Source organism: Methylomonas sp. 2F7 (assembly GCF_057126975.1).
On the sequence record NZ_CP195203.1, the window covers coordinates 3,421,690 to 3,442,736 of the forward strand.

General features: G+C 49.7%; 14 protein-coding genes and 3 tRNA genes. All 17 read right to left on the reverse strand.

Translation table 11 applies throughout. From position 1 onward, the window contains the following. Positions 1-312: 312 nt before the first annotated feature. Positions 313-1,392 (reverse strand): acyltransferase family protein, encoded by a 1,080-nt coding sequence (locus tag ACR64Q_RS15335; protein ID WP_313732370.1) that lies wholly within the window; start codon positions 1,390-1,392, stop codon positions 313-315. A gap of 131 nt (positions 1,393-1,523) precedes the next feature. Further along, entirely contained in the window at positions 1,524-1,712 is a 189-nt protein-coding gene (locus ACR64Q_RS15340) for a transposase (protein ID WP_081733784.1), read from the reverse strand. A gap of 2,204 nt (positions 1,713-3,916) precedes the next feature. Then, complete coding sequence (locus ACR64Q_RS15345) at positions 3,917-4,615, reverse strand: homing endonuclease associated repeat-containing protein (protein ID WP_483823344.1); 699 nt, start codon at positions 4,613-4,615, stop codon at positions 3,917-3,919. Positions 4,616-4,676: 61 nt separating this feature from the next. After that, a complete protein-coding gene (locus ACR64Q_RS15350; protein ID WP_313732372.1) occupies positions 4,677-6,440 on the reverse strand; it encodes an ABC transporter ATP-binding protein in 1,764 nt (587 codons plus the stop codon). Next, the gene (locus ACR64Q_RS15355; protein ID WP_313732373.1) at positions 6,437-7,618 is read right to left on the reverse strand and encodes an ABC transporter permease; all 1,182 of its coding nucleotides are present in this window, start codon (positions 7,616-7,618) and stop codon (positions 6,437-6,439) included. The genes ACR64Q_RS15350 and ACR64Q_RS15355 overlap by 4 nt, the downstream gene beginning before the upstream one ends. After that, a complete protein-coding gene (locus ACR64Q_RS15360; protein WP_313732374.1) occupies positions 7,611-8,687 on the reverse strand; it encodes an ABC transporter permease in 1,077 nt (358 codons plus the stop codon). Before ACR64Q_RS15360 ends, ACR64Q_RS15355 begins: the two co-directional genes overlap by 8 nt. Positions 8,688-8,702: 15 nt before the next feature. Next, the gene (locus ACR64Q_RS15365) at positions 8,703-10,559 is read right to left on the reverse strand and encodes a peptide-binding protein (RefSeq protein ID WP_313732375.1); all 1,857 of its coding nucleotides are present in this window, start codon (positions 10,557-10,559) and stop codon (positions 8,703-8,705) included. 157 nt (positions 10,560-10,716) lie between these two features. Continuing rightward, positions 10,717-11,907: an enoyl-ACP reductase FabV gene (gene fabV, locus ACR64Q_RS15370; protein WP_313732376.1), complete on the reverse strand. Its 1,191-nt coding sequence runs from the start codon at positions 11,905-11,907 to the stop codon at positions 10,717-10,719. Positions 11,908-12,267: 360 nt separating this feature from the next. Continuing rightward, a complete protein-coding gene (locus ACR64Q_RS15375) occupies positions 12,268-14,136 on the reverse strand; it encodes a SurA N-terminal domain-containing protein (protein ID WP_313732377.1) in 1,869 nt (622 codons plus the stop codon). 98 nt (positions 14,137-14,234) lie between these two features. Continuing rightward, positions 14,235-14,311, reverse strand: a tRNA-Asp gene (locus ACR64Q_RS15380). A 6-nt stretch (positions 14,312-14,317) separates the two neighbouring features. Continuing rightward, a tRNA-Val gene (locus ACR64Q_RS15385) sits at positions 14,318-14,393 on the reverse strand. Positions 14,394-14,406: 13 nt separating this feature from the next. Then, positions 14,407-14,679: an HU family DNA-binding protein gene (locus tag ACR64Q_RS15390; protein WP_020482925.1), complete on the reverse strand. Its 273-nt coding sequence runs from the start codon at positions 14,677-14,679 to the stop codon at positions 14,407-14,409. 207 nt (positions 14,680-14,886) lie between these two features. Beyond that, positions 14,887-17,304 (reverse strand): endopeptidase La, encoded by a 2,418-nt coding sequence (gene lon, locus ACR64Q_RS15395; RefSeq protein ID WP_313732378.1) that lies wholly within the window; start codon positions 17,302-17,304, stop codon positions 14,887-14,889. 174 nt (positions 17,305-17,478) lie between these two features. Continuing rightward, the gene (clpX, locus tag ACR64Q_RS15400; protein ID WP_020482927.1) at positions 17,479-18,756 is read right to left on the reverse strand and encodes an ATP-dependent Clp protease ATP-binding subunit ClpX; all 1,278 of its coding nucleotides are present in this window, start codon (positions 18,754-18,756) and stop codon (positions 17,479-17,481) included. Positions 18,757-18,859: 103 nt separating this feature from the next. Beyond that, positions 18,860-19,465: an ATP-dependent Clp endopeptidase proteolytic subunit ClpP gene (gene clpP / locus ACR64Q_RS15405; protein ID WP_197027017.1), complete on the reverse strand. Its 606-nt coding sequence runs from the start codon at positions 19,463-19,465 to the stop codon at positions 18,860-18,862. Positions 19,466-19,511: 46 nt separating this feature from the next. Next, positions 19,512-20,807: a trigger factor gene (gene tig / locus ACR64Q_RS15410; RefSeq protein WP_026146941.1), complete on the reverse strand. Its 1,296-nt coding sequence runs from the start codon at positions 20,805-20,807 to the stop codon at positions 19,512-19,514. Between the two features lie 108 nt (positions 20,808-20,915). After that, a tRNA-Leu gene (locus tag ACR64Q_RS15415) sits at positions 20,916-20,999 on the reverse strand. Between the last annotated feature and the right edge of the window lie 48 nt (positions 21,000-21,047).

Here is a 21,047-nt window from a genome sequence, read left to right on the forward strand (position 1 = left end):
TTTGCGCAACCGGCAGACCATACCGAATACTGCGCTCACGAATCGCAACATTCGAAAAAATTTGTCGGACACTTTTGTTCAGAACGCGGCGACTGCACAAAATTACGCCGTCACCCGAGCTTTTAGCGAGAACACCCGAGTTATTTTGGAGAATCGTCGAGAAAAAGCTCGACGCATTCGGAAGACCGCAAGGATAGCCACCGATGGGTATGCGCGGAACGAATCCGAACAACCAAACGGCCCATGCCGGACATCTGGCGCTCGAACATTCAACCCGGGTGGGCACAAAAACCACGCCCGCCCTACTCGGCTTTATTGAAGCGTCCTTTTAAGGTACTTTTGAGCTGGAATTTCAATATAACGATAGGTTATAAATGAGAGCACGAATATTACGAACATCAAAGAAAAATACTTTAGTATTGAAACATTCATAGGGCTATAGTTACTTGACAGCGCTCCAAAAACATAAACGCCATAAAACAAGTATGCCTTATAAATAATCCAATGATTGAGGTAAATCGAATAAGACAGCGTACCAAGAAGCACAAATATTCGTGTATTTAACAGTTTTGCAAGGAAGCCACAATCACTCGCTGTTGAATACAATAACAAGCCAAAGGAAGCAATAACCAAAGAGTGACTTAAGCTAAAATGCATCGCAAACAATACGCCACTCCCACCTATTAGCTGCAAGCTCGTAGCTACCCTATAGTCAGTAACCGGCATTTCCTTATATACTATAAAAATGAAAATACCCAACATAAAACCTGCAAAGCAACGAATAACAACAAAACCGTCTTTCTCACCATAATATATTAAATACAACGCGACAGATAAGCTAACAACTATCATGCCAACAAAAAATATATTGAACCGCAGCCATTTTATTATAAAAGGAAATAGCAAATAACAAGCCATCTCCGTACTAATACTCCAGGCAGGACTATTCAAGGGTGCCAATGTCAAATCAGATAAGCTCCAGCCCTGAATTAAAAGCAAACTCGCAACTAAGCTTTCAAAACTTACACCCGGCATACCAACCACTTCAGGCCGATTAGAGTAAAAGGACCACTCTAAAAAAAGGTATAAAATAAGTGTAAAAAAATGAAGAGGATAAACTCTAGAGAAGCGTGCAACGTAAAAAGATTTAATCAAATTACTCTTGTAATCAAGCAAAAACAATGAAGCGTAGACATAAGAAAGAATATAACCACTTAAAATAAAAAAAAAGTCTACCCATAAATACCCCATACTAAAAAAACTGGTTACTGAATCAAGAGCAACGCCTTTATCGTAAGATATTTCCCTAATATGAAAAAACACAACCAATACTGCAGCAACCCCTCTCAGAGAGTGGTGAGAAACAATAGTTTTTCTATATCGATTATCCATTATTAAATAAGCACCTTGCAAAAGGTTAACATGTCTTTTTAGCCAAGCCCATGTCCAATTTCATCTATAGCGTTTTCAAGCTCATTGGGAGTAAATATTTTACAAAACAGCCATTCGTATTTGATTTTATATCATAGCAATTCAATCCGGTTTAGCTCTGGCCTGTAGGGCGGCAGAAAATAAAATCGCATGCCGTTTTCCTCCAATAAATTCCAATAAGGTTTCAGTTTCTTGGCGTTGTGAATCGGTGCGTTATCCAAAACACCACCAAGGGTTTGCTGAAACCTTCGATCAAGGCCATCAGAAAACCAAATAACCAAAGGGTATTCATGTTATGCCACAGTTTAACCAGTATGACTCGGCCGGATGAAAGTAAATTGCCTATGACGACATCCATCCACTGCGCGCGCGTGGCGATCACCGTATGAACATCACCGCTTTTCGTCCAAACAGAACGATTCGGCGGTTGTGGCGCAAATCCGGCCGCATCCCCTTAGGCCAACTCGATGTCTCCGGCTCCCGTGTGGTTTATCAACGCTGAAATATCGCGTCGGGCTTACTTCGAACCGCTCGGGATCTCACTCCTTGCGCCTTTTGGGTATTTTTTTAACTGTAGCGCGTGCGTTTCCAAGCGTAGCCCATCCGTTTCAACTCGTTCCGCAAGGCTGGCGCTGATCGTCACGCCGCATGCCGTTGTCAGGTGACGGCCCAATGCACGACAGGTCAACGTCTCCGCTTCAAGCCATTCCTTGGGTAGTTGGCGATACTCATGGGTCAATTTGCTCAGCAGGCGACAGCGCGGCTGGTCCGCTAAACTGCTGACTCCGGTTCTCCACCACTTCCGCCGCCGTTCACCGATGGCTTGTGGCTTCACCTCTTGTTGCTCCGTAACATTCCGTATGCTGCGCCGAGCACCGGAGCTTTTGAACGGACAAATCGGTAGGATAACCGATTTGCATGCGTAGCACCCGAAGGGAGAAGAGCATAGAGGCACCGAGTGAGCAGCCCGAAGGGCGCCGCAGGGATGCATCGCGTTGCCGAAGGGGCAGGAAGCCCCTTTCGGCAACCCCGTTCAAAAGCGAGGAGCGCAGGGAATAAGCGGCATCCGGGTGGACTGCTGACTCGCGCCATCCGGGCGCTCGCACTTCGTGCGCCTATGGCGTCCAAATCCGCTCCCGGCGGATTTGTCTTTGGATACTTTTCTTTGGACAAGCACAAATTCGTCTGGAACGAATTTTAACAGCCGATAGGCTGGCCCGAAGGGCGAAAACCACGGATGGTTTTCGTAGCGAAAGTATCTCGGCTGTCGGGCCGAGACCCGACATTAAAATAGGTCGTGGCAATTCAACACTATGCGTACGATCACGCGATCGATGCGCTTCACTTTGTTCAGCACATCCTATGGGCTAAATCACGCTTTAGGTCTCCTGGCCGAGTAGTAGAACAACCACCACAAATGTGCAACAAAAATAGGCCCAAAAATCACAGCAAAAACATACCAAAGATACGGTTTTAAAAATTCAATATATGTAACGGCTGGAATTATCGGCAACGAAGAAAAGAACAAAATTTCAATACGAAGGAAGACCCTGACAGCTTCTGCCAATCTACTTCGGTCAAGCCAATCCCCTCCAACTTCTTTAAGAAACAAGTCGTGATTTCGGTATCGCAGAAGCCTATCGATCTTCCAAATGGCCAACATGAGCATAATGATGCTAATTATCCAATTAGGCATAAAAACTCCATACAATCATCGTTGGCAGAAAGCCGTGCCCACCCCAGGCCTATAGTGAAACCGGGATGGTTTTCTCCCCGTATGCCGCGCCGAGCACCGGAGCTTTTGAACGGATCAGCCCGTTAGGGGCGATGCAGGGATACATCGCGTTGCCGAAGGGGCAGGAAGCCCCTTTCGGCAACCCCGTTCAAAAGCGAGGAGCGCAGGGAATAAGCGGCATCCGGGTGTCTTTTCTTTTGGATACTTTTCTTTGGACAAGCACAAATTCGCTTGGAGCGAATTTGAACAGCCGATAGGCTGGCCCGAAGGGCGAAAACCAAGGATGGTTTTCGTAGCGAAAAGTATCTCGGCTGTCGGGCCGAGACCCGACATTAAAATAGGTCGTGGCAATTCTACGCGATGCGAAGGATCACGCGACCGATGCGCTTCACTTTGTTCAGCACATCCTATGGCCCTACCGTGCAATCGGGATGGTTTTCTTCCCGTATGCCGCGCCGAGCACCGGAGCTTTTGAACGGAATTGCCCGTTAGGGGCGCCGCAGGGATGCGGCGCGTTGCCGAAGGGGCAGGAAGCCCCTTTCGGCGACCCCGTGCAAAAGCGAGGAGCGCAGGGAATAAGCGGCATCCGGGTGTCTTTTCTTTTGGATACTTTTCTTTGGACAAGCAAAGAAAAGTATCTCGGCTGTCGGGCCGAGACCCGACATTAAAATAGGTCGTGGCAATTCAACACGATGTAAACGATCACGCGACCGATGCGCTTCACTTTGTTCAGCACATCCTATGTGCCTTTTAGGCATGGAACGCATTTCCTTTGCCAAGATTACATTGTGCACATTTGGTTTCAAGGTTGTCGTCGGTTGTTTCCCCGCCTTTTGACCATGGAAGAATATGGTCAACGTGTAATTCGACTCCCGGCTTAACTAATGGACTTGAGCCGCAAGCTTTGCACCGAAAACCGTCCCTCACGAGAATACGGAATCTTTGGCGGTCCGATATTTCTCGGCGAGTTCGGCGCTTTGCCGAAGGCGTTTGCAAAATTGAATCCATCGTGCACCGATGCTCCTCTGCAACCTGTTCAGGTTGATCTGCGGGTTCAGAATTAACCCATGCTACAGTTTCGTGAAGTGCCTTTGACCATGAACCGAATCGATTTTCATAAGTTCCAACTGAAAACAGGGAATTTGGTGCTCTGACCTCGCTGTATCTAGGTTGGCGTCCTAGCGTTATCCACAAGGACTTAATGTTCTCGAAAAGTTCATTGTCAGAAATTCCGATTTTAAACCTACTGGGTTTCAGCTCCGCTAGTTCCAGTGCCTTAGGCCAAGAGCCAAATCTTCTCTGAATAGTGCTTGGGTGGGCTTTACCAATTTTCTCGTATTCGGCCATGGTAATTGTCTCCTTACCGAGAGCCATGGCACTTCGACACATGTCTTCCAACAGTTCTTTATCGGGTGCGCCTCTAAGACTTTCTTCCAGCTCAAACTTCATATCGCCCCGGATTGCCTAACAAGCAATAAAATAATTTCCGTACGCCAACGCAAACAATCCCCTACACCACCAACCTCGGCACCGCCGATAACAACTTCTGAGTATACGGATGCTCCGGCGCCCCACAAACCTTCGCAGTCAAACCTTCTTCAACAACCTTCCCCTTATACATCACCACCGTGCGATCACTGAGATACTCCACCACCCCAATATTGTGCGTAATAAATAACAAGGTCAGATTACGCCGCCGACGAATATCCAGCAGCAATTGCAGAATTTCCGCCTGCACAGACACATCCAGCGCGCTGGTGATTTCATCGCAGACCACAAACTCCGGATTCAAGGCCAAAGCTCGCGCCAAACCGATGCGTTGCCGTTGGCCGCCGGAAAACTCGTGCGGGTAGCGCCACAGTGATTCGCGGCTAAGTTGCATATCTTCCAAAAGTTGCCCGGCCAGTTCGATACGCTGCTCTTGATTGACACCGATGCCATGCACCTTCATGGGTTCGGTCAGGGTGGTTTCCACCAGTAGACGCGGATTGAGCGAGGATTGCGGGTCTTGAAAGGCAATCTGCATTTTGCGCCGCAGCGGTCGCAGTTCGCGCGCAGACAAGCCGGTGAGTTCCTGGCCGTCGATGCGGATACTGCCGGCAGTGGGCAATTCCAGTTGCAACACCGCCCTGCCCAAAGTGGTTTTGCCGCAGCCGGACTCGCCGACCAAGGCGACGATTTCACCGCGCGGAATATCCAGCGATACTTCATCCACGGCTTTGACGTAATCGACGGTTTGCCGGAACAAACCTTTTTTGATGGGGAACCAGACTTTCAGGTCACGGATTTGCAGCAAGGGCTGCTCATCTGCACTTGGCGGCGCACCGGGCGTATTAGCCAGAGAAACAGGCCGCTTAGACTTCCCACGTAAACCGGCGCGCGTCAGCACCGACAGCAGTTTTTTATCGCTGTCGCTCAGGCTTTCGTCATCGGCTGGGTCTAGGTCTTCGGCTTGCGCAGGCTCGACCACCGGCTTGGCCAGATTTTCCGGCACCGCCGCAAGCAATTGTTGGGTGTAGGGATGCTGAGGATTACGCAATACTGCTTGGCACGCGCCGACTTCCACCAGTTTGCCTTGCTGCATCACGCCTACCCAATGCGCCATTTGCGCAACGACGCCGAAATCGTGGGTGATGAATAGCATGCTCATGCCGGTGTCGTCCTGGAGTTTGCGCATCAGCCTCAAAATCTCGGCTTGCACGGTCACGTCCAGCGCGGTGGTCGGCTCGTCGGCAATCAATAATTGCGGCTGGCAGGCCAGGGCCATCGCGATCATGACCCGTTGGCGTTGACCGCCGGAGAGTTGGTGCGGGAAGTCGGCAAAGCGGCTGGAGGCATTCGGGATTTGCACCTGTTCCAAGGCCTTGATGGTACGTTCCGTCGCTTCCGCATCGTCCATATCGGCATGATGTAATTGCAGGGCTTCAGTGATTTGTTCGCCTATGCTCATCACCGGATTTAAGGAGGTCATCGGTTCCTGGAAAATCATGGCGATTTTTAAACCGCGCACGGCACGGATGCCCGGATCGTCCAGGGTTAGCAAGTCCTGACCGTTCAGCAAAATCTCGCCGCTGGGATGCGAAGCCACACCGTCCGGCAATAAGCGAATCACCGACAAGGCACTGACCGACTTGCCGCTGCCGGATTCGCCGACCAAGCAAAAGGTTTCGCCCTTGGGGATGCTGAAACTGATGTCGTCCACCGCCCGCACTTCGCCGCCGCCGGACCTTAAATAAGTACGCAGATTGCGCACCTCCAATAAGGCTTGGCTCATGATTTGACCCCGGCCTTATCCGACAAGCGCGGGTCAATCGCGTCTCTAAATGCTTCGCCGATCAGGTTGTAGGCAAACACCGTCATGAAGATAGAGCCACCGGGAAACACCGCCATCCACCAGTTAAAGGTCGAGGATTTAACGGCCTGATCCAGCATCGCCCCCCAGGAAGGGGCATCGACCACGCCCAAGCCCAAAAAGCTTAAGGTCGCTTCCGACAGAATCGCCCCGGCCACGCCAAAGCTGACTGCTACCAGTAAAGGCGCCACACCGTTGGGCAACATATGCCGGAACAAGATCGAGCTTAAGGGCAAACCACTGGCGACCGCCGCTTGCACGTAATCTTGTTTGCGCAGTTTCAAAAATTCCTGGCGCACGTACCGTGCATACCCAGACCAGCCGGTCACCCCGATGATCACCATCATCATGTACAAACTGCGGCCAAAGAAGGCCACGAAAGTCAGCAGTAAAAACAAGGTGGGTATGTCTTCGAAAATCTCCACCAGCCGCATGCCCAGCATATCGACGATACCGGAGAAATAGCCCATCAGGCCGCCGACTACGATACCGATAGCCAAGGCAATGCCGGAGGCGATCAGGCCGATGCTCAAGGAAATGCGGCAGGCGTGAATCATCCTACTTAACACGTCGGCACCGTTTTCTTCGGTGCCCATTAAATGCGTGTGGCCTTCAGTGGCGAACGGCGCTTCCAGGCCCTTGCTGCCCAAGTCGCGCAGATAATCGACCGGCGCATAGGGGATGGGTGGCATGATTTTCCAGTCCACTTGCGTGTAAGCTGTGCTGCGAAAGTCGTCGTAGATCACCAAGGCCGGCGGTTTGACGAACATATTAAGCGCTAAGGCAGCCAAGGCACTGCCCAGTAAAAATAACAAAATCTGCTTGCCGCCAGGCAGGCTAAGCCGATAAACCGCCAAAGCGATAAAAAAGCTGGCCAAAATCCAGGCATCTTCGACGCTGAGGTACTCCAACACCGGCGCGGAAATCACGCCATCTTTACTCATCAGCAGCGGCATGGAGTTGGCCAGAAACGGTGCAAATACCGCGCAAAGCACTAACAGCGCCACCCAGCCCAAGCCAAATTTGACGCCGACGCCAGCCAGGGTTTTGCGCCAAATACGCGCAGAAAACGATTCGCGGCTGATCACGGGCTTAGTCATAACTCACCCGCGGATCGGCCAGGGTGTAACAAAAATCGGCGATCAAATAGCCAATCAGGGTCAAAAAGCCGCTGATCCAGGTAATCGATAGCACCAACTCGCGGTCGCGGCCTTTCACCGCTTCCACCGCCAATTGACCCATGCCGTTGATGCTGAAAATATTTTCGACGATCAAGGAACCGGCCAGCAAACTGGGCAGTAGACCAGCGGAGACGGTAATCAAGGGCAGCAGGCTGTTGCGGAATACGTGTTTCCAGAGCACATCGTTCTCAGCCAGACCTTTGGCGCGCGCGGTGCGGGCGTAATCGGCATGTAGATTTTCCAGAATCGAGGTGCGGGTCAATTTGGTCAGCGCGGCAAAACCGCCGTAGGAGAGACAAATCACCGGCAAAATCAAATGCCAGATTCGGTCTAATAAAAAACCTCGGACAAATCCACCCTCCTCCCAATGCGGCAGAAACGGCATATCCTGCGCTTCCAGACTGCTGATGCCAGCGGTGGGGAACCATTGAAAATGCTGGATGTTGGCAAAAAACCCTAGCAGCAACACGCCGGCCAGCATGGTCGGAATCGACCACAATGCCAGCATCGACATACCCGCGCCGACATCGAAGGCGCTGCCGCGCTGGGTAGCCGCCTTCATGCCCACCATGATGGCGATGATGTACGTAAGTGGCAGCGTGACTAGATTTAGCAGTAAGGTGATCGGAATTCGTTCGGCCAGAATGTCCGACACCGGCCGACCGTATTGAAAGCTGGTGCCCAGATCCATGCCCTTTCTGAAGGAAAACTCGCCGCGCTGGCCTTGGGCGTCGGTAACAAAACCGATTGGCGAGACATTATTTAGCCAACGCAGATATTGCACCGGTGCCGGCTGATCCAGGCCGTAGCGTTTATTGTAATAATCCAGCAGCGCCTGCTTTTCCTGCGGCTTCATGTCCATGCCGCCGATCAAAGTCTGCGCGCTGATGCCGCCCGGCGACATGGCCATCACGCTGAACACCAGTACGGTAATCCCCAACAAGGTGGGAACCATCAACAGCAAGCGCCGCAGGAGATAGGTCAGCATCGGCGAATCCTTGGCCTATTGGGTGTATTTTTGCTGCGCCAGCGGCACGTAATTTTCCAGCGGCAAGGAGCCGAAGTTTAATCCCAGTTTGGTCATTTGCAGATTGTGGACACGCTTGTCGACAAACAACAGACTCTTGCGGCGCATCAAAAAGGTATAGGGCTGATCCTCGTAAAGGATATGTTCAGCTTGCTGCCAGAGTGGCATGCGTTTGCTTTCATCGACAGTGCGGCGAGCATCGTCGATTAATTTATCCAAAGCAGGATTTTTGTAACTGACGTAGTTATCACCTTTGCTGACGGCTTGCGAGCTATGGAAGATTTGGTACAAATCGGTTTCGATACCGCTGGTCCAACCCAGAGTAATCGCGTCGAAATCTTTTTTATCCAGATTTTCCAACATCACCGGCCATTCCTGCGGGGTTGGAATTAGCTTGACGCCGGCGCGGGCGTAGAGATCTTTCAATAAAAGCACCATGCGTTTGGTGTCTTCGTTGGCTTGAAAGTAGGTCAGTTTAAATTCAAAGGGTGCACCGGCCTTATCTTCCAATACGCCGTCACCATTTTTATCCTGATAGCCGGCATCTTTTAGCAAGGCTTTGGCTTTATCCAAATCGGCTTGATACGGCTGTAAGGCCGCGTCATGCTGTTTGCTGGTTTTACTGAACGGACTGACCGCCGGCTCGGCGTAATCCAACATCACATCTTTAATCACCCGGCTGACGTCGGTGAGATAGGTCATGGCCTGGCGCACGCGCTTGTCGGCAAAACGGGTTGGCTTGCCGCCGCGTTCCTGGTTCCAGCCGATGTAGCTATAGCCGACGACCGGTGGCATGTACTCGAAGTTTTGGCTCTTGGCCTGGATTTGCGGGTCTTTTTTCAGCTCTTGGTATTCGACCGGACGCGCCGAATAAGAATCGATGTCGCCATTGCGAAAGGTGGTTAAGCGCGCGCTATCGTTTTGAATGATTTTCCAGAGAATGCGATGGTAAGACGGTTGCACGTCGCCCCAGTAACGCTCGTTACGCACCAGTTCGATATTGCCTTTGTCCGGCGTCCAGTTTTTCGGATCGTTTAATCGATAAGGACCGCTACCCAATAACAAACCTTTGGATTCGTTGAATTTTTGCGGCTCTTTTAAATACGGTTCGTAAAAATGCTTGGGCATGATGCCGATGCCACCGGCCAAGGACAGCGCTTCGAAGTACGGCTCTTTGAAGGTAAATACCACTTCGTACTTGCCGTTGGCTGTGACGCTTTTGATCTTTTCCAGATAGGCGCGTTCGCGCGGCGCCTGGATGGCGTCGGTCATGATGAAATTGAAACTGAATACCACGTCGTCGGCAGTCAGCGGTTGACCGTCCGAGAAACTGACGTCCTCGCGCATCCGGAAGCTAATCACCAAGCCGTCTTCGCTGATGGTCCAGTCCTTAGCCACCAAACCTTCCCATTCCAAGGTGTCTGGATTACGGGTAATCAGACTCTCCAGCACATAACTTTGCACATTGGAGGCATACGCATCACTGGACACCAGCGGCGTGATGGTCTTGAGATTGGTGCCGAAGGCTTCCACGCTCCAGTCACCCTGGGCGTAATCCGGCATACGACTCGCAGCATGCGCGCGTTGAAAGGCCTGGGCGACATCACCGCTCGCGGTGGCGTTCACGGAAGGGTTGGCGGCGGCAATCGCTCCGGAAGCAATCGCCCCGCGCAGTTCGCGCACATCCTTGGCTTGCTCGGACAGCGCGGCTTGCATTTCGCTCAATTTCAGCCATTGCCGGTCGATTTGATACATCGCCAACACGATCAGCACAATGGTCAAACTGAGTAGCGCGTAGAGAATCCAGTCTCGGGTAGTTGATTGTGTTTGCATGTTTCCAGTGTTTCGCAGAAATTAAACAGAAACTTGAGCGACGCTTTTGCTTACGGTCAGAACTATCCGAAGTAGTTCTGACCGTAAGCAAAAGCGTCAGGTGTCCATACTTTTTAACCCGGTGACTCGCTGCCGCACTAGCCACCGGGATACAACTTTATAGCAAATTGGCGATAGGTGCCTCGGGATTGACGTCGGCGTCGTAATCGACGCCGTCTACCTCGAAACCGAACAACTTCAGGAACTCGTGTTTGTAACCGGCAAAATCGCTCAATTCGTTGATATTGTCATTGTTGATTTGTTCCCACAAAGCGTTGACTTTGTCTTGCACTTGCGGCTGCAATTCTTTCAAATCGGCGCGTAGGCGACCGGTATCGTCCAAGCTGGGATGGGCACCGTAAAGACTGTCGCGGAACAAGCCGTTGACCTGTTCAATACAACCTTCGTGGGTTCCCTCTGCCTTCATGGTTTTGAATAGCAAGGCCAGATATAAGGGCATGACCGGAATCGCCGCACTGGCTTGGGTAACCACGGCTTTTAGTACCGACACCCTAGCGTCGCCACCCAAAGTAGCTAATTTGCTGCGGATATCGATGACACGTTTGTCCAAATCTTTTTTGGCTGCGCCGATGGTGCCGTCCCAATAAATATCCCAAGTAATTTTTTCGCCCAGATAGGTATATGCGGTGGTTTTAGCACCTTCCGCCAAGACGCCGGCGTCCGCCAAGGCATCGATCCACATTTGCCAGTCTTCACCGCCCATCACCGCGACGGTGTTATCGATTTCTTCTTGGGTAGCAGCTGGCAAGGTGAAGGATTTGATGACTTCTTTATCGGTATCGATACCGTTTTGTACCAAATCCTTGCCGATTGGCTTTAGCGTGGAGTTGTGGGTGATACCGGTTTTAGGATTAGTCCGGCGCGGCGCAGCCAAGCTGTAAATCACCAGATCGACTTTGCCCAAATCTTGTTTGATGGCGGCTATGGTTTTCTGTTTGATCTCGTCGGAAAAGGCGTCGCCGTTGATACTTTTGGCATACAGGCCTTCTGCTTCGGCAAATTTATGAAACGCTGCTGAGTTGTACCAACCGGGGGTGCCAGGTTTATCGGCAGTACCTTCGCGCTCAAAAAACACGCCCAGGGTTTTCGCGCCTGAACCAAACGCCGAGACAATACGCGAGGCCAGGCCGTAACCGGTGGATGCGCCCAGAATAAGCACATTTTTGGGACCGTTGGGAATAGCGCCGAAACTTTTGACGTAGTCGATTTGCTGTTTGACATTGGCTTCGCAGCCGACCGGGTGGGTGGTGACGCACATAAATCCGCGTACGCGAGGTTTGATAATCATGTTGTTCCTTACATCGAGCTAATAAAAATTAAGACGGGAGCTGCTTCAGCAAGCTTTTTTAGTTATAGGTTTTAAAGTTTATCCCATGAGTTGACCGAACAGGAAAATAATATCGATACGTTCTGGATCGAAAAACCACCGTATTCGGCTTTCTGCCGGCTATGTTAATAAACGTCAGCCTAAAAGCCAATCCGGGTTGGGTGTTGCTAGCTATAGCCGCAAAGGGCAACGGAAATAGCGGGACTTTCAAGGTCTCGACCTAAAATCAGCAGTGAAATCAACTGCAGCAAGCACCTAACCTCTTAAACAAGCAAAAAAAAGGGAGCTTGAAGCTCCCTTTTTGCAGGCCCGCTATACGGTTTACTGTTTTTGCGTATTGATAACGATCTCGGCTTTAGTCTGCAACGCATTCAATACCGCTTCCATCTGCGCCTTACCGAAGGCCGTAGAGATGTTTTTGGCAATCAAGGCTTGTTTGCTCTTGTCGCTGTCCGACATTACGCCTTCGTTAACGCTGTTGACGCTAACCACCAATTTACCGCCCTTAGCTTCATCGATTACGGCAACGCTAGGCTGACCTGCCTTAGGTTTGGCAGTTCTAAAAATCTCCTGCGTGACGGCCGCCGGCAAATCACTAGCAGTACGCGTCAAGCCATTGATTTTTTTGGTTTGCAAATGCAGCGCTTCGGCAATTTGCACAAGCGTTTTACCGCCAGCCAATTCCTGCTTAATTTTATCGGCAGTGGCGATGGCCTGTTGTTTTGCTCTATCTTGCTGAATCGCAGCAATGACCTGCGCTTTAACATCCTTGAGTTCCCTGCTGGCGGCAGGTTGATGCGATAACATGCGCAACACCACGACTTTGTCACCGCCAATTTCCAGCGGTTCGCTGTTGCTGCCTTTTAACACATCTTCGGAAAACGCAGCCGCCCGAACTTTCTCGTCGGTAGCGATACCTTCACCCGCCGCGCGAGTGAAGGCTTCGGTCTTGCTGGTCGCACCACCCAACAATTGCGCAACCGCCGCCAAACTATCAGGATTTTCGTAACTAACTTCGGCAACTTTCTCGGCCAAGGTGTTAAATTTGGCTTCGGCCTGCGCTTTTTGATAAGCCTTGCTGACTTCCGCTTTTACCGCTTCGTAAGGCTTTACGTCGCCGGGTATCAATTCGGTGACTTTAATCAAATGATAACCAAAAGCCGATTTAACGGGCTCGGATACTTCGCCTAGTTTTAAACTGCTCGCAGCATCTTCAAAAGCTTTCTCCATCACGCCGACATTGAATAAACCTAGGTCGCCGCCATTTTTCGCGGTTAGTTTATCGTCGGACACTTCAGCGGCCAGGGTGGCAAAATCCTTGCTTTTCAGATCTTGTTTTGCCTTCAGGGCTTTTTGTAAAGCAAGCTCATCAGCAGTTTTATCCTTGCTGAACGCGAACAGAATATGGCTGATTTTTCTACGCTCTTTCGTGGTGAATTGGACTTTTTGTTCTTCGTAATAAGCTTTTAACTGCTCTTCGCTAGGTTTAATCTCCGCGGCCAGTTTATCCAACGATAATTCCACGTATTCGATAGCCACCTGCTCGGGAGTCTGATAAGCATCCTGATGCTGCTGGTAATAAGCGGTAATTTCTTCCTCGCCAGGCTGTTGACTGACCGGGGTTAAAGGTACGGTCACATATTCGACATCGCGGGTTTGGTTCTGGATTTTAAAGAAGTTATTGATTTCCGCCGGCGTCACGAAGCTGCTATCCACCACGGCGCGTTGAAACTGCTCCATAACCAAGGCTTTTTTGATGCGATTGACGAACTCGGCGGAAGACATACCCTGTGAACCGAGCATGGTTTGGTATTGAGTCTTATCGAATTTACCGTCTTTTTGGAAATACTCCAGGGTTTGAATGAAATCTCTTGCCGTCTCATCGCTAACCAACAGGTTTTGATCCTGAACGTATTGCAACAACACCTCGTCGCGAACCAGCTTTTGCAAAGCCTGTTTTTTTATCGTCTCTTCGTCGAACTTCATCCCTGCCAGATTTTGAGCGTATTGCTGATAGGCCTGACTGACATCGCGCTGAAAAAACTCCTTATCTCCGACAGACACCACTGGCGCTTCTTTACCGCCGCCAAGATAGTTTTGGATGCCCCACAATCCGAAAAGCACACAAATCAAAATCAATATGATCGATGCAAACAGACCATGCACCTTTTCTCTAATCTCTAAAAGCATAAACGCTGTCCTTAAACAGTATTAAACCCGAATGCTTCAGGCCATAAAATTAACAGGCAAAAAAAAACCTCGGACCATACGGCCCGAGGTTTCTGTTTTGGCGGAGCGGACGGGGCTCGAACCCGCGACCCCCGGCGTGACAGGCCGGTATTCTAACCAACTGAACTACCGCTCCAAAGTCTGGTGGGTGCTGAGGGGTTCGAACCCCCGACCCTCGCCTTGTAAGGGCGATGCTCTCCCAGCTGAGCTAAGCACCCGACTAAAGAGCGGCTAGTTTACAGCATCTTTTAAAGATTTGCCAGCTTTAAATGAAGGAATTTTCGCGGCTTTAATAGTAATCTCTTCACCGGTTTGCGGATTGCGGCCTTTACGCTCTGCTCTTTCTTTAACATCGAATGTGCCGAAGCCAACCAAGGCAACGGAATCGCCTTGTTTTAAAGCATCTTCTACTGCTTTGATAAAACCATCTAAAGCACGACCTGCATCAGCTTTAGTTAACTGGGACGCACTGGCGATTGCATCGATAAGTTCCGATTTATTCATTTATTTCCCCTTAGGATGTCGTTGTATTAATTATGCTCAGCAAACAAATGTTTGAATTTGCCCGCTAACCGGTTTTCCACCAACCCGATTTACAGCCTCTCCTGGTGCGAGAGGCCGACATTTATATCAATCGCCTGCAAGCGATGTCAAGCACTGAAGTCCGCGGAAGCCACGAAACTGATGGTTTCCGCCGACCCGACTCGACTTTTAATGGGCAACAACACCCGGCTTTTTTACCTCTGCCTTACTGGCGGCAGTTTCAGTTATTTCAGCCACTGGAATCGCTGCAATTGGGGTGGGCATATGCTGTAGAGCTAACTCCAACACTTCATCTATCCAACGGACGCACTTAATCGCCAAATTACGTTTGATATTTTCGGGGATCTCGGCGAGGTCCTTTTCGTTTTCCGCCGGAATCACCACAGTCGCAATACCTCCGCGATGCGCCGCCAGCAGCTTTTCTTTCAGTCCGCCAATCGGCAACACTTCACCGCGCAGGGTGATCTCACCGGTCATCGCCACATCAGCACGCACTGGAATTTTGGTCAACGCGGAAATAATGGCGGTACACATGCCAATACCGGCGCTAGGCCCATCTTTTGGTGTCGCGCCTTCCGGTACATGAATGTGAATGTCATTTTTCTGAAACACATCGCTGTCGATACCCAAGATATTGGCACGACTCCTGACTACCGTAACGGCAGCCTCGATAGACTCTTTCATCACGTCACCCAGCTTACCTGTCGCTAGCTGCTTGCCCTTACCCGGCATTACCGCGGTTTCTATCGTCAGCAACTCACCACCGACCTCAGTCCATGCCAAACCTGTCACTTGACCAATTTGATCATTGTCCTCGGCGATACCATAACTGAACCGCCTGACACCCAGATATTTATCCAGCGTTTTTTCCGTAACAGCGATGCGGCTTTTCCGGGATTTCAACAACAGATCTTTCACGACTTTCCGGCAAATTTTCGAAATTTCCCGCTCCAGTCCCCGCACCCCCGCTTCCCGCGTGTAGTACCTGACAATGTCCTTAACCGCCGCTTCGGAGATAGAAATTTCCGTTTCTGCCAGACCATTGTTTTTGATCTGCTTCGGAATCAAAAAGCGCATGGCTATATTGATTTTTTCATCTTCCGTATAACCGGCCAACCGGATAATTTCCATTCTGTCCATCAAGGCAGGCGGGATATTCATCGTATTCGCTGTCGCTACGAACATTACATCGGACAAATCGAAATCGACTTCCAAATAATGATCGGAGAAGGTATGGTTTTGCTCGGGATCAAGCACTTCCAAAAGCGCGGAAGCGGGATCGCCGCGAAAATCCGCAGCCATTTTGTCGATCTCGTCCAGCAAGAACATGGGGTTACGGGTTTTGATTTTCGACAGATTTTGCAGGATTTTGCCGGGCATAGAGCCGATATAGGTACGCCTATGCCCGCGAATTTCCGCTTCATCTCTAACCCCGCCTAAAGCCATCCGTACGTACTTGCGGTTGGTAGCCCGTGCAATCGACTGGCCAAGAGAGGTTTTACCAACCCCCGGAGGACCGACCAAACACAGAATAGGCCCTTTCAACGCTTTAACGCGTTGTTGCACCGCGAGATACTCGAGTATCCGCTCTTTTACTTTATCCAGGCCGTAATGTTCGGCTTCCAACACCTCTTCGGCAACTTTTAAATCGTGCCTAACCTTGGTTTTCTTTTTCCAAGGTACGTTGACCATCCAATCGATGTAATTGCGCACCACTGTCGCTTCCGCCGACATCGGTGACATCATTTTCAACTTATTCAGCTCGGCCGTAGCTTTGGTTTTGGCTTCGGAGGACATACCGGCAGCGGCAATTTTTCGCTCCAGTTCTTCAATCTCGTTGCTGGCTTCGTCCATCTCGCCCAGCTCTTTTTGAATAGCCTTCATTTGCTCATTCAAATAGTATTCGCGCTGATTTTTTTCCATCTGCTTTTTAACGCGGCCGCGAATTTTCTTTTCCATCTCCAGAATATCGACTTCGCCTTCCATCAACGTCATCAAGTTTTCCAGGCGCTTGGCGACATCGACCATTTCCAGCATCAGCTGTTTTTCTTCAACCTTCAGGGCCATATGTGCGGCCATGGTGTCGGCTAAGCGACTTGGATCATCAATGCCCGCCAGGGAGTTCAATACTTCAGGCGGAATTTTATTATTCAATTTTACATACTGATCGAACGAGTTAATCGCGGTTCGCTGCAAAACTTCCGCTTCCTGTTCGGAGATATTTAATTCGTCGCTCAACTCGACCACGCTGGCCGCGCAATAATTATCAACTTCTTGGTATTTTGTTACGGAGCAACGCTGACTGCCTTCAACCAACACTTTCACAGTACCGTCCGGCAGTTTCAATAATTGCAGGATGTTGGCCAAGGTCCCGACCCTGTATAAGTCATCAAAACCCGGCTCATCGACATCGGCCTGCTTCTGGGCAATCAACAACACTTGTTTGTCTTGTTTTATGGCGGCATCAAGGGCATCGATCGACATGCCTCTACCGACAAACAATGGAATCACCATATGCGGATAGACCACCACGTCCCGTAACGGCAAGACAGGAATTAATTCATCTTTGGTTTTTAACTCGGTCATTTCATTTGCTCCCTTGAGCAGCTCAAAACATTGGATGTCATCCTATATGAGGATGAACTCCCAGAAAACAAGTATCTTTAATTTCAGGCAAAAAAAAGGGGGCTTTATTGAAAAAGCCCCCTTCAATTTGATTATTTCTCTGCGAAACCGCGAGGACAGCTCAAAGTCCCATACTTAAGAAGCGTCTGAAGCCACCAGCTTTTGCTCAGCTTCGTAAACCAAAATGGGCTCCGAATTACCTAAAATGACGTTCTCATCAATCACGACTTTCGATATTTTATCGTTGGACGGCAATTCGTACATGGTATCCAACAACACGTTCTCGACTATCGTGCGTAAGCCTCTAGCACCGGTTTTTCGTTCCATCGATTTGCGGGCAATAGCAGCCAGCGAGTCGTCCCTGAACTCCAACTCTGCGCCTTCCATTTCAAACAAATGCTTGTACTGCTTGATCAAAGCATTTTTAGGCTGTGTCAAAATTTGAATCAACGCCGCTTCATCCAACTCGTCCAGCGTGGCGATAACCGGCAGACGACCGACAAACTCCGGAATCAATCCGTATTTAATCAAATCCTCGGAACGCACATCGGCAAAGATCTCGCCTACATTGCGTTTATCGTCCTTGGTTTTAACTTCCGCGGAAAAACCGATGCCGCCCTTCTCGGTGCGATGTTTAATGACCTTATCCAAACCAGCAAAGGCCCCACCGACGATAAACAAGATATTCGCAGTATTAACCTGCAAAAAATCCTGCTGGGGATGCTTACGACCGCCTTGCGGCGGGACAGAAGCAACAGTCCCTTCGATAAGCTTCAACAAGGCCTGTTGCACGCCTTCTCCAGACACATCGCGAGTGATGGACGGATTATCGGATTTGCGGGAGATTTTATCGATTTCGTCGATATAAACGATCCCGGTCTCCGCCTTTTCCACATCGTAATCACATTTTTGCAGAATCTTCAAAATGATGTTTTCAACATCTTCACCGACATAACCGGCCTCGGTCAGTGTGGTGGCGTCTGCTATGGTGAAAGGCACATCCAGCAATCTAGCCAATGTTTCCGCTAACAAGGTTTTACCGGAACCGGTAGGCCCGATCAGCAAGATATTGCTTTTCGCCAACTCGACTTCGTTCTTTTTGCTGTTGCTGCGCAAGCGCTTGTAATGATTGTAAACAGCGACGGCCAGAATTTTTTTGGCATTTTCCTGACCGATGACATAACCATCCAACTCTTGCTTGATTTCCTTCGGCTTAGGCAGCGCACCGCCGGCCACGGACATTTCATCTTCCAGCAACTCATCTCTGATAATGTCGTTGCACAATTCCACACATTCGTCGCAAACATAAACGGATGGACCTGCAATCAGTTTCCTGACTTCATTTTGACTTTTACCGCAAAAAGAACAGTAAAGAAGCTTTTCATCGTCTTTACCTTTCTTGTCTCTACTCATAGACAGACTCCACCGTGATACATTGCCTCGTCATGGCGATGAAATATATCAAAAACCAACATTCAAATCACGTCGCACTCTTGACGAAGCGACGCGACACTTATCACGCAATACGACTAGTCAATACTTTGTCGATCAAACCGTAATCAACCGCTTGCTGAGAACTCAGAAAGTTATCTCGATCCGTATCTTGCTGAATTTTTTCCAACGGTTGCCCGGTATGATGAGCCAGGATTTTATTCAATCGATCACGAATAGCCAAAATCTCCCGAGCGTGAATATCAAAATCCGAAGCTTGGCCTTGAAAACCACCCAAAGGTTGATGAATCATCACCCTGGAATGAGGCAAACAATAGCGCTTGCCCTGGGCACCGCCCGCCAATAATAGAGCCCCCATACTGGCAGCCTGACCGATGCACATGGTGCTGACATCCGGTTTGATAAATTGCATGGTGTCATAAATCGACATACCTGCTGTCACCGAGCCGCCGGGAGAGTTGATATACAAATGTATATCTTTATCCGGATTTTCAGATTCCAAGAATAGCAATTGCGCTACCACCAGATTCGCCGAGTAATCTTCCACTTGGCCAACTAGAAAAATTACCCGCTCTTTCAGCAAACGGGAATAAATATCGAACGATCTTTCCCCACGGGCTGTTTGTTCAACCACTATAGGCACTAGACCGCCCGCCGCTTGCGGCGCCATCATTTCGCTCATCACATTTTGGTTAAACACGTTTAGCCCTCATTCGTTACTGTTTTTCCATGACATCATCAAAACCAACTGTTACGTCGGTGATTTTAGCCTGACTGACAATCCATGCAACAGCTTGATCTTCTAAAACCATCTGCTGCACATCATTCAGCCTAGCCTTGTCGGCATAATACCAGTTCACAACGTCTTCGGGGCGCTCATAACTCTTCGCCATGTCATCAATTACCGCACGAACCTTATCGGCATCGACCTTGATGTCATTCTTTTGAATGATTTCACCCAAAATCAAGCCCAAGGCCACGCGGCGCTTGGCCTGACCTTCAAATGCATCCCTAGGCAAGTTCAGGTCTTCCAATTTCAAACGCATGTTTTTCGCGCGTTCTGCATACGGTTTCATCAACGCTTGAATTTCTTGATCGATCAACGCGTTAGGCATCGCTATCACGATGTTTTCGTATAAGGCATCCATCACTGCATTTTTTAACTTGTTTTTCAGGCCTTGGTTCAGCTCTCTCTCCATGTTAGCCCGAACATCGCTACGGAAACTTGCCGCATCGCCGTCTTCAACACCATAAGCCTTGATAAATTCCGCATCGACGACAGGCAAAACCGGCTCTTCGACTTTAACCAACTCGATCTCAAATTCGGCAACTTTACCGGCTAATTTTTCGCTGTTGTATTGCTCTGGGAACGTCACTGAAAAGGTTTTGCTCGCACCGGCGACCAAGCCTTTCAATTCGTCTTCGAAACCGGGAATCATTTGTTTGCCGCCGATTTCCACCTGGTAATTTTCGACCTTACCGTCGGTAAAATTCTCGCCATCGGCCACGCCGGAGAAATGAATGGTAACCCGATCAGCATCCTGCGAAGCGCGCTCGACAGTGTTCCAGGTTTTCTTTTGCTGACGCAGTTTTTCGATCATGTTATCGACATCGGCCTCTTCCACAGTTGCAAAAGGACGGTCCACTTTCAATTCGCTAACGCTATCCAGTACGATCTCCGGATAGACTTCAAACTCGGCGATGTATTCAAAACCCTCGGCTTTCTCGGTAGGCTGGATATGCGGATGACCGGCAGGGTTCAAATCCTGTTGTTGCAGCGCTTCAAAATAAGTCGATTGAATCAAGTCGCCGGTTACTTCGTTTCTAACTCTATCGGCGTACAGCTTTTTCACCATGCTCGCCGGCACTTTACCCGGACGGAATCCGTCCACTTTGACTTCGCGAGCGAGTTTTTTAAAGCGAGTTTCCATTTTCTCCTGAACCACGGCATCAGGAATGCTAACAGTCATTTTTCGGCTTAACTCTGATGTCTTCTCGACAGAAACTTGCATTGCATTACCTCAAAAAATTAAAAATACGGTTTTATATTTTGGGAGACCGGCCGGCGATGTTTAGATCTGGGGAACTTAAGGTCGTATCGTTACGAATAACGCAGGATATGGTGCGAGCGGGGAGACTCGAACTCCCACGGGGTTACCACTGGAACCTAAATCCAGCGCGTCTACCAATTTCGCCACGCTCGCTAAATAATTGAACGCGGCATTATAATCAGCCGCACTCTCAAAGACAAC

Bases quoted from the DNA above. Each gene is read 5' to 3' on its own strand.
- ACR64Q_RS15335 (WP_313732370.1), bottom strand. From the start codon at position 1,392: ATGGATAATCGATATAGAAAAACTATTGTTTCTCACCACTCTCTGAGA.
- ACR64Q_RS15345 (WP_483823344.1), bottom strand. From the start codon at position 4,615: ATGAAGTTTGAGCTGGAAGAAAGTCTTAGAGGCGCACCCGATAAAGAA.
- ACR64Q_RS15350 (WP_313732372.1), bottom strand. From the start codon at position 6,440: ATGAGCCAAGCCTTATTGGAGGTGCGCAATCTGCGTACTTATTTAAGG.
- ACR64Q_RS15355 (WP_313732373.1), bottom strand. From the start codon at position 7,618: ATGACTAAGCCCGTGATCAGCCGCGAATCGTTTTCTGCGCGTATTTGG.
- ACR64Q_RS15360 (WP_313732374.1), bottom strand. From the start codon at position 8,687: ATGCTGACCTATCTCCTGCGGCGCTTGCTGTTGATGGTTCCCACCTTG.
- ACR64Q_RS15365 (WP_313732375.1), bottom strand. From the start codon at position 10,559: ATGCAAACACAATCAACTACCCGAGACTGGATTCTCTACGCGCTACTC.
- fabV (WP_313732376.1), bottom strand. From the start codon at position 11,907: ATGATTATCAAACCTCGCGTACGCGGATTTATGTGCGTCACCACCCAC.
- ACR64Q_RS15375 (WP_313732377.1), bottom strand. From the start codon at position 14,136: ATGCTTTTAGAGATTAGAGAAAAGGTGCATGGTCTGTTTGCATCGATC.
- ACR64Q_RS15390 (WP_020482925.1), bottom strand. From the start codon at position 14,679: ATGAATAAATCGGAACTTATCGATGCAATCGCCAGTGCGTCCCAGTTA.
- lon (WP_313732378.1), bottom strand. From the start codon at position 17,304: ATGACCGAGTTAAAAACCAAAGATGAATTAATTCCTGTCTTGCCGTTA.
- clpX (WP_020482927.1), bottom strand. From the start codon at position 18,756: ATGAGTAGAGACAAGAAAGGTAAAGACGATGAAAAGCTTCTTTACTGT.
- clpP (WP_197027017.1), bottom strand. From the start codon at position 19,465: ATGGCGCCGCAAGCGGCGGGCGGTCTAGTGCCTATAGTGGTTGAACAA.
- tig (WP_026146941.1), bottom strand. From the start codon at position 20,807: ATGCAAGTTTCTGTCGAGAAGACATCAGAGTTAAGCCGAAAAATGACT.